Origin of the sequence: Micromonospora sp. NPDC023814 (genome assembly GCF_040639595.1) — a bacterium.
Classification (GTDB): Bacteria; Actinomycetota; Actinomycetes; order Mycobacteriales; family Micromonosporaceae; genus Micromonospora.
Genome location: NZ_JBFAAF010000133.1, coordinates 1 through 8,833, shown reverse-complemented (window position 1 = coordinate 8,833; position 8,833 = coordinate 1). Strand labels below are relative to the sequence as shown.

At 71.5% G+C, this 8,833-nt stretch carries 10 protein-coding genes; 1 reads left to right on the top strand and 9 read right to left on the bottom strand.

Annotation, left to right across the window (positions count from 1 at the left end; translation table 11 throughout):
- Positions 1-234: 234 nt before the first annotated feature.
- The gene (locus AB0G14_RS34005) at positions 235-861 is read left to right on the top strand and encodes a hypothetical protein (protein WP_357704638.1); all 627 of its coding nucleotides are present in this window, start codon (positions 235-237) and stop codon (positions 859-861) included.
- A gap of 117 nt (positions 862-978) precedes the next feature.
- Here the strand turns inward: AB0G14_RS34005 and AB0G14_RS34000 are convergent, their stop codons facing one another.
- Genes AB0G14_RS34000 through AB0G14_RS33960 form a run of 9 tightly spaced genes read right to left on the bottom strand, consistent with a single transcriptional unit; the run spans position 979 to position 8,736 of the window.
- On the bottom strand, positions 979-1,527 hold the full coding sequence (locus AB0G14_RS34000; RefSeq protein ID WP_357704636.1) for an OsmC family protein: 549 nt from the start codon (positions 1,525-1,527) through the stop codon (positions 979-981).
- Between the two features lie 37 nt (positions 1,528-1,564).
- Complete coding sequence (locus tag AB0G14_RS33995) at positions 1,565-2,191, bottom strand: VOC family protein (RefSeq protein ID WP_357704634.1); 627 nt, start codon at positions 2,189-2,191, stop codon at positions 1,565-1,567.
- 39 nt (positions 2,192-2,230) lie between these two features.
- On the bottom strand, positions 2,231-2,839 hold the full coding sequence (locus AB0G14_RS33990) for an alkylhydroperoxidase domain protein (protein ID WP_357704632.1): 609 nt from the start codon (positions 2,837-2,839) through the stop codon (positions 2,231-2,233).
- Positions 2,836-3,447: a CMD domain protein gene (locus AB0G14_RS33985; protein WP_357704630.1), complete on the bottom strand. Its 612-nt coding sequence runs from the start codon at positions 3,445-3,447 to the stop codon at positions 2,836-2,838. Before AB0G14_RS33985 ends, AB0G14_RS33990 begins: the two co-directional genes overlap by 4 nt.
- On the bottom strand, positions 3,444-4,481 hold the full coding sequence (locus AB0G14_RS33980) for a putative FMN-dependent luciferase-like monooxygenase (protein ID WP_357704628.1): 1,038 nt from the start codon (positions 4,479-4,481) through the stop codon (positions 3,444-3,446). The genes AB0G14_RS33985 and AB0G14_RS33980 overlap by 4 nt, the downstream gene beginning before the upstream one ends.
- Positions 4,478-6,100 carry an ABC transporter ATP-binding protein gene (locus AB0G14_RS33975; RefSeq protein ID WP_357704626.1) on the bottom strand — a complete coding sequence of 541 codons (1,623 nt, stop codon included), beginning with the start codon at positions 6,098-6,100 and terminating at the stop codon, positions 4,478-4,480. Before AB0G14_RS33975 ends, AB0G14_RS33980 begins: the two co-directional genes overlap by 4 nt.
- Positions 6,097-6,957 carry an ABC transporter permease gene (locus AB0G14_RS33970; RefSeq protein WP_357704624.1) on the bottom strand — a complete coding sequence of 287 codons (861 nt, stop codon included), beginning with the start codon at positions 6,955-6,957 and terminating at the stop codon, positions 6,097-6,099. The genes AB0G14_RS33975 and AB0G14_RS33970 overlap by 4 nt, the downstream gene beginning before the upstream one ends.
- Positions 6,954-7,898, bottom strand: coding sequence for an ABC transporter permease (locus AB0G14_RS33965; RefSeq protein ID WP_357704622.1), 945 nt, complete (start codon positions 7,896-7,898; stop codon positions 6,954-6,956). The genes AB0G14_RS33970 and AB0G14_RS33965 overlap by 4 nt, the downstream gene beginning before the upstream one ends.
- A 16-nt stretch (positions 7,899-7,914) precedes the next feature.
- The gene (locus tag AB0G14_RS33960) at positions 7,915-8,736 is read right to left on the bottom strand and encodes an ABC transporter substrate-binding protein (protein ID WP_357704620.1); all 822 of its coding nucleotides are present in this window, start codon (positions 8,734-8,736) and stop codon (positions 7,915-7,917) included.
- Positions 8,737-8,833 lie beyond the last annotated feature (97 nt).

The following is an 8,833-nucleotide window of genomic DNA, read 5'->3' as shown; positions in this document are numbered from 1 at the left end:
CGACCACGGTGTGGATCAACAAACCAGCAGCTCAACCCGCAGATCTACAGAACACCTGACCACGAAAACGTCTCACTTGACTTGACAGGTTCCGCCCCCCGGAGCGGGCCGCCGGCCCCGCAGGGCAGGGACCCTGGATACGGCCAGCCACGGCAGGCACCGCGGTTCGAGGCCCCGGCCCCGCCGCCGCGGAAGTCGAAAAGGGCTCTGGTCATCGGTCTGTCCGCCGCCGTGGTGGCCCTGCTCGTACTCGCCGTCGGGTTGGCCCTCGTCGACGACGACGATCACACCCCGAGCGCAACCAGCGGCGAGCCGGGCGCGGGCGCCACCCCCGCCCCTGGGGGGTCCGAGTCGCAGGAGCCCGGCGACAACGCGGTGACCGCCCGCTCCGCCAGCGACCTGGGCAACGTCTGCGAGGGCAGCCAGATCCTCAACGCGGCGCCCTACAACGGGCCGTCGGGCGCGAAGGCGTACACGTTCGCGAACTCCCCCGACCGGCCGGCGCTCTGGTCGTCGACGTCGATCGCCTCGAACAAGCCGTACTACGCCGGGAGCACCGACTTCAAGTCGGTGTCGGTGGTCGGCTGCCTGGAGTTCGTGGGGGGCGAGGGCACGCCCCGCGAGTGCGAATACCAGGACACCCTTCTCAAGCAGTTCACCATCGACTACGTCTCGTCGCGCTACGAGCTGACCTTCTACGCGGCGAAGACCGGCGAGAAGATCGGCGACGGCGGCACCGTGAGCACCCCGGCGAACCGGTGCCCGACCTTCCTCTCGCAATACAACAAGAACACCATGAGGGCGTACGCGTCGCCGGACACCGACACCATCGAGGCGGCCCTGGACAAGTTGCTGTCCTGAGGCCGACCGGTCGACTTCGGGGAGGGACGGTCGACCGTCCCTCCCCGGCGCGCACAGGCCGCCTTTGCAGACCCGCACCCGCCACCGACCGCACCGGCACGCGCCGGGGTCGCCGAGTCAGGCGGCGCGGCCCTGCTCGTCCCCGTCGGCCGAGGTCACCCGAGCCAGCGAGCCGCTGATCTCCTGCGGATTGCGCAGCAGGTTGAGGATCGGGCACACCCGCTGCACCTCAGCGTGCAGCCGGGCCAGGTCCTCGTCGAGGGCGGGCGAAGCGACCTGCACCTCGTATCGGAAGTTGTACGGGTGGACGGGCACCTCGGTGTTCCCGGGCTCCTGGGCACGTGGGTCGTACTCGGCCTGCACGTCCACTGTGAGGGAGTCGAGCGGGATCTCCAGCTCCGCCGCCTTGATCAGGAAGATGTGTGTCACGCAGCTGCCGAGCACGCCGGCCTGCAGCTCCGGGGAGCCGGGCCCCAGATCGTAGCCGGCGAAGTCCGGACCGCTGTCGCTGACGACCTGGAAGTCACGGATCCGGATGCGCCGTACGCCGCTGCGTCCCTCGGCGGTGACCCGGGCGCGCAACGGAACGGGGCCGCGGTCCGGGGCGGCACGGCGCGCGGTCAGTGCCGCCCGCTTCTGGGACAGGTATTCACGAAGGTTACTCACAGCATCGCTCTCTTCTGGTTCTTACCGGGCCGGCCGCTCAGCGCAGGGTCACCGAGCCGCGCGGGGTGTCGAGTACCGCCTCCAGCGCGGTCGCCGGTCCGGCGGTCACGTCGAGTTCGACGCCGAGCGCGGCGAGGTCGCGGCGGACCACCGACGGGTCCGGGTGCGTCGCGGTGAACGAGGCGAGCCGCACCTGCGGCAAGCCGGAGCGCGCGGGATGTTCCGTGCCGCCCCAGTCGATGAGGAACGGCACCAGCCCGCCCGCCGCGCGTTCCTCCCGTCGGGTCAGCCGCCAGGACAGCAGCACCCCGTCGGGTCGACGGCGGGACAACGGCTGGATCTCGCCCGGGTCGTACCCGCGTTCGCGGGCGAGGCCGACCGTCTTCTCGATGTCGTCCGGGTGCACCGCCCAGGTGGCGAGGCGAGGCACGGTCAGGGCGTCCAGGCCGAAGGCGCTCGGGCGGACGGCGGGATCGGCCTCCGGATCCGGACCGATGATCTCGAGGTACGAGGTCGGGCCGAACCCGACGAGGTAGTTGGCGGTGCCGCCAGGGTGCCGGCCCCCGGGAACGGGGGTGACGCCGGTGCGCGCCGCGACGTCGGCGACGCCGGCGGCGAGGTCGGGCACTGCGTAGACGAGGTGGTCGAGTCGGGCTTCGGTCACGTCACTGCCTTTCGTACGAGGACTGGCGGCTGGCGGCGCTCACGCGGCCGGTGGTGGAGTCGGCTCCCCCAGGGAGAGCATGAGTCGGTTGGCCCAGTTGAAGAAGGCGGCCGCCTGCAGCAGGTCGCTGATCGCCAGGTCGTCGAGACCGACCGCGCGCAGCGCGTGGATGTGCTCGGCGGTCAGCGCGGCCGGCGTGGCCGTGAGGGCCACCGCGGCGTCGACGATGGCCCGCCAGCGCTCGTCCTGGGGTGCGTCGACCCCCTCGTCGAGCAGCCGCTGCACGTCGTCGGGGCGCTTGGAGTGGTGCGCGGCGAACCGGGCGTGGACGGAGGCGCAGAAGACGCAGCCGTTGCGGCGCGAGGTTGCCGCCGCCGCGAGTTCCCGCTCCGCCCGCGGTAGGCCCCCGTCCGGGTTGTAGAAGATGTCCTTGTCGGTCTTCGTCCGCGCGCGCAGGATCTCCGGGTCCCGGGCGAGCAGCAGGAAGTAGGGGGAGTTGGCGCGCGCCTTGTCGACGAGCGCCTCCCAGTGGACGTCGGTGAGTTCCGCCTCGCTCAGCGGTGCGAGCCAGGGCTCCCAGCCGAGCTGGTCCTGGGTGAAGGCGAGCGGCCGCGCGGCGGCGGGACGGTCGAGCACGGTGTCGGTCACGACGGGGATCCCTTTCTGGGCGGCACGGCCAGGAGCCGGAGGCTCGTGACGAGGCGCACCTGGAAGCTGAGGAAGGCGACGAGCTGCGACAGGGTCACCACGTCGGTGGTGCTCCAGCCGGCGTCGAGGAGGGCCTGCAACGCCTCGCGGCTCGACTCGCGTGGACGGAACACCAGGAGGTGGGCGTGTTCCAGGGCGGCGGCGAGCCGCGTTCCCAGCTCGTCGCGGTCGTTCGTCCGGTACGCCGGCCCCGCCACGCTCTCGGCGGCAAGCGGACCGGGTGCCGGGTAGGCGCCGTAGGGGCCGGTGGTCCTGCCGGCCTCGGCCTCTTTCGCGATCAGCGCGGCCAGCTGCGGTGAGTGCTCGGCCAGCCGGGCGGCGTAGAAGTCGGCGGTCGCGGCGTCCCGGTGCAGAGCGGTCACGAACGCGGCGACGGCGAGCCGCTCGGCCGTGGTGACCTCCCCGGCAGTGCGCGGCGAGAAGAGGGCCTCGTAGCTCGCCTGTGCGTTCCTCCTGGCCTCCGGTCGCCGGTGGCGGATCTGGTCGAGGCGGGAGGCGGGCTCGATGCCGACCAGGTGGTCGATGACGTCGGCGATGGATGTGCTCATGCTCTGCTCAGTTCGGTCGACGGGTCGGCGGTGGAGTGCGGCGCCCAGCCGAGCGCGGGCGCGACCTCGGTCGCGAGCAGCTCGATCGAGCGGAGGACGAACGGATGCGGGGGGTCGACCGAGTGCACCTGGAAGACCAGGTCGGTCGAGCGCTGGAGGATCGGGTCGGCCTTCAGGCTGGCGATGACGTCTTCCGGGGTTCCGACGTGCACGTCGAACGCGGCGATGAGCTGGGCGAGGCCCCCGTCGGGCACGGGGTGGCCCTTCTCCTTGAACTGCCGGGCGGCGCGACCGAGCCCCGCCTCGGCGAAGCGCAGCGCCTCGGCGCGGCTGTCGGCGACGAATGCCGTACGCGACGCCATGATCCGCGGCGGCACGCCCTCCGGCAGGTTGTCGTGGTAGGCGTCCACGATGGGACGCTGGATCTCCGCCAGCGTGGCGTGCGGGGCGTCCTCGGTGCGCGGCTGGGTGCGCGAGAGCATCAGTCCGTTGCCGGCCTTCCCGGCGCGGACTCCCCCGCTCACCGAGAAGGTCGCCTCCCAAATGGCGTCGAGCAGGCGCGGTGCCGCCGGGTAGAGGTGGTCGCCGTCGTCGGCGAGGGGGTGGCCCGACCAGGCGTCGACGAGCACCGCGAGATGCTGGGCGTAGACGGCCGAGCGGTTCGCGCTGTCCTGCCCGAACGCGCTGAACGACGAGGGGGTGCCGCCGGGGCCGACGCCGAATTCGAGCCGGCCGCCGCTGAGCAGGTCGAGCACCGCGGCGTCCTCGGCGACGCGGACCGGGTTCTCCAGCGGCAACGTGATGATGCCGGTGCCGAGGCGGATCCGACTGGTCCGCGCGGCGACGTGCCCGAGGAACACCAGCGGTGCCGGCAGCCCGCCCTCGGCCGCGTGGAAGTGGTGCTGGGCCACCCAGGCCGAGTCGAACCCGTACGCCTCGGCGTGCCGGATCTGCTCGGCGGCCAGCCGGTAGCGCGTCTCCGCCGGCCCGTCGTCGAGCAGCCGGGTGAAGAACCCGAGTCGCGGACGGCTCATGCCGCCAGCTCCGCGACGGTGCCGGGTACGGCGGCGAGCAACTCGCGGGTGTACTCGTGCTGCGGCGTCTCGAAGACCTGCCGCGTGGTTCCGGTCTCCACGATGCGTCCCTTTCTCATGACCGACACGGTGTCGGAGATCTGCCGCACCACCGAGAGGTCGTGCGAGATGAACAGGTAGGTGAGCCCGAGCTCGCGCTGCAGCCCGTCGAACAGGTCGAGGATCTGCGCCTGCACGGTCACGTCGAGCGCGGAGACCGCTTCGTCGAGCACGAGCACCTCCGGGTCCACGGCCAGCGCGCGGGCGATCGCGACGCGCTGGCGCTGACCGCCGGAGAGCTCACGCGGCTTGCGGTCGAGCACCGTCTGCGGCAGGGCCACCCGGTCGACCAGGTCCCGCACCCGCCTGCCACGGCCGGCCCGGTCACCGAGCCGGAAGTTGCGCAGCGGTTCGGCCACGATGTCGCCGACGGACTGCCGGGGATCGAGCGAGCCGGCGGGGTTCTGGTAGACCAGTTGCACCCGGCGGCGCAGCTGGCGCAGTTCCTCGCCGCGCAGCCGCGCCACGTCGGTGCCGCCGATCGTCACGGAACCGGAGGTCGGCGCGGCGAAGCGGACGACCATCCGCGCGGTCGTCGTCTTGCCGGACCCCGACTCGCCGACGAGGGCATGGGTCGTCCCCCGCCGTACGTCGAACGAGACCCCGTCGACCGCCCGGAACGTCTTGCGCCCGACCCGGAACTCCTTGACCAGGTCGCGGGCGACGATCGCGGGCGGCTGCCCGCCTGGGGGGCTTCCGCCGCCCGCCGGAGGGGGGACGTCGCGGAACTGTCGTGGCGTCAGCGACGGGGCGTCCCGCAGCAGTCGCCGGGTGTACTCGGCTTCCGGTCGGGCCAGCACCGCCGCGGTCGCCCCCTGCTCCTCGACCCGCCCGTCGCGCATCACGACGAGCCGGTTCGACCGGTCGGCGGCGACGCCGAGATCGTGGGTCACGAGGATCACGGCGGTGCCGAACTCCGTACGGAGGTCGTCGATGAGGTCGAGGATGCGCCGCTGCACGGTGACGTCGAGCGCGCTCGTCGGCTCGTCGGCGATGACGAGCTGTGGTTCGAGGGCGATCGCGCTGGCGATGAGGACGCGCTGACGCATCCCGCCGGAGAGTTCGTGCGGATACTGCCGGGCGCGCAGCTCGGGGTCGGCCAGGCCGACCCGGTCGAGCAGTTCGATTACACGGCGCGAGATGGTGCGTCGGTCGCCACGCTTGTGGATGCGCAGCGTCTCGCCGATCTGCGCGCCGATCGTCATGACCGGGTTCAGCGAACTCGTCGGGTCCTGCGGGATCAGGCCGATCTGCGCGCCGCGGACCGACTCCAGACGCTTCGACGACCAGCCGGCGACATCCGTGCCGTCGAGCAGGATCTGGCCGGAGTCGACGGACCCGTTCGCGGGCAGCAGGCCGATGATCGCGTGCGCCGTGGTCGACTTGCCGGAACCGGACTCACCGACGACCGCGACGACCTCGCCGCGGTCGACGGCGAACGAGATGCCGCCGACCGCGGGGTGGACGTGGTCGCGGGTCCGGTAGGAGACGGTCAGGTCGCGTACCTCGAGCAGGCTCATCCGTCCTCCCTGCTGATCGAGCGGCTGATGCGGCCGGCGGCGAGCACGACGAGGACCACGACCACGCCTGGCAGGGTGGTCAGCCACCACGAGGTGGCCAGGTAGTTGCGTCCTTCCGAGATGAGCAGCCCCCACTCGGGGGTGGGCGGCTTCGCGCCGTAGCCGAGGAAGCTGAACGTGGAGATGGCCAGGATCGCGGCGCCGAACTGCACCGCGGCGAGCGCCACGACGGGGCCGAGCGAGTTGGGCAGCACGTGCCGCCGGAGCACGGTGGTGAACCGGCCGCCGCTGCCGAACGCGGCCTCCACGTAGTCGGCGCGCCGGACCCGTACCACCTCTGATCTCGCCAGCCGGGCGAAGGCCGCCACCGAGCCGATGCCGACGGCGATCGCCACGTTGATGGTGCCGGGGCCGAGCAGGATGATGGCCGTCAGCGCCAGCAGCAGTCCCGGGACGGCCAGGAGCACGTCGACCACCCGCATCACCAGCTCGTCGAGCAGGCCGCCGACCGATCCGGCGAGCAGCCCGAGCAGCGTGCCCAGCACGAGCCCGACCGCCACGGCGACGAACGCGCCGGACAGCGATCGGGCGGAGCCGTGCACGACGCGGGCGAAGAGGTCCCGGCCCAGGGCGTCCGTGCCGAAGAAATGCTCGGCGCTCGGTGCCTGGAGCTTCTGCACCGGTACGCCGTTGATCGGGTCGTGGCCGGTGAACATGCCCGGTGCGACCGCCCACAGCACGACGACGGCGATCGCGAGCCAGGCGAGCACGAGCGCGACGGGTGGCCGGCGCAGCGGCAGCCGGGCGGGGGCCGGCTGCGCGGGCCGGAGGACGTCGATACCGGATTGGGCGGTCATGCGGTGACACCGACCTTCGTCGTCAGTCGCGGGTCGAGAACGGGACAGAGCAGATCGACCACGAGGTTGACCAGCACGAACACGGCTGCGGCAAGCACCACGATGGCCAGCATCACCGGGGTGTCCTGGGCGGTGACCGCCTGCTCGGTCAGCCGGCCGATGCCGTTGCGGCCGAAGACCGTCTCGGTCACCACCGACCCCGCGATGAGCTCGCCGAAGGTCACCCCGGCGATCGTCAGCGTGGGTAGCAGCGCGTTGCGGGCGACGTGCCGCCAGAGGATCCAGCGGCGCGAGGCGCCCTTGGCGGCCACCACCGCGACGAACGGCTGCGCGTGAACCCGGTCGAGGCTGCGGGCCAGGACCTGCGCCAGCGGCGCCGAGATCGGTACGGCGAGAGTCAGCACGGGCAGGACGAGCTGCTCGAACCGGGTGCCGCCGATGACGGGCACCAGTCCGAGCTGGAACGAGAACACCTGGATCAGCACGATGCCCAGCCAGAAGGTGGGAACCGAGATGAACAGCGACGGCACCGCCAGCAGCGCACCCCGGATCCAGGCGAACCGGCTGTAGCTCGACACGAAGGCGATGGTCAGGGCGATCAGCACCGCGACTCCGAAGCCGAGGCTGGCGAGCTCGGCGGTCGCCGGCAGGCCCTCGGCCAGCCGCTCGATCACCGGCGTGCCGGTGTCGATCGAATAGCCGAAGTCACCCCGCAGGAAGCCCAGCAGCGTGTGGACGTACCGGACGATGCCCGGCTCGTCGCCGCCGTACAGCTGGCGGATCTCCGCGATCTGCTCGGGCGAGAGCCCGAGCTCCGGGTTCTGGAACTTGATCAGAATGGAGTCGCCCGGCAGCAGTTGCAGCAGCACGAAGCCGGCGGTGAAGGCGGCCCACAGCACGAGTACGGCCTGCCCGACACGGAGCGCGAGATACCTGGTCATGAGCCGCCCACCCGCCCTACTTGTCCTTCTTGGACAGCCACACGTCGTAGAACCTGGGGCGGCCGACCGCCTCGAAGCCGACGCCGTGCACGTACGGCGCGGCGCCGTACACCTGCGGCTCCTCGAACAGCGGGATCGCGTAGCCCTGCTCGATCACGTACCGCTGGATCTCGACGACCTTCGCGTTGCGCGCGTTCTCGTCGACGAGCGCGGACTGCTCCTCCAGCAGTCGATCGAGTTTCGGGTCGTTGGAGAGCAACACGTCCCGGTTCCTGGTGTGGAAGTGGCTCTTGATCACGTCCTGGTCCGCCCGTCCCACCATCGAGTGCGTGATGGCGGTCCGCTCGGCGTTCTTGATGTCCACGGCCTGGGTGCCGGAGTCCGCGGGGCGGACGTCGAGCCGCACGCCGATCCTGGCCCACTGTTGGGCGACCAGTTCGAGGGTCTGCTTCGACAGCGGCTGCGGGCCGGAGACGAAGACGCTCAGTTCGAGCTTGCGGCCACCCTTCGCCCGGATGCCGTCGCCGCCGCGTACCCAGCCTGCCTGGTCGAGCAGGGCGTTGGCCCGGTCGGGGTCGTAGGCGAGTTGCGCGGACAGGTCTGCGTACCCCTCTGCCAGGTGGCTGAGCACCGAGGTCGCCACCGGGTAGCTGCCGGTGAAGAGCGTTTCGACGACCTCCTTGGCGTTGGTGCCCGCCTGCAGCGCCTTACGGACGTTGATGTCCTGCAGGATGCTGTTCGCCGGTCGCAGGTAGAGCCCGTTGTTGACGCCGCGGGTCGGCTCGGCGTAGATGCGGTGGCCGGCGGAGGTCACGGTCGCCTCGTCGTAGGCCTGCACGTCCCTGTCTGTCAGGCTGAGAGGAGACAGCCTTCCCGGGCGAGCTAGGCTCGATGGGAGACAGGAAGAGGATCATCGTGACACTACCTAACACGTC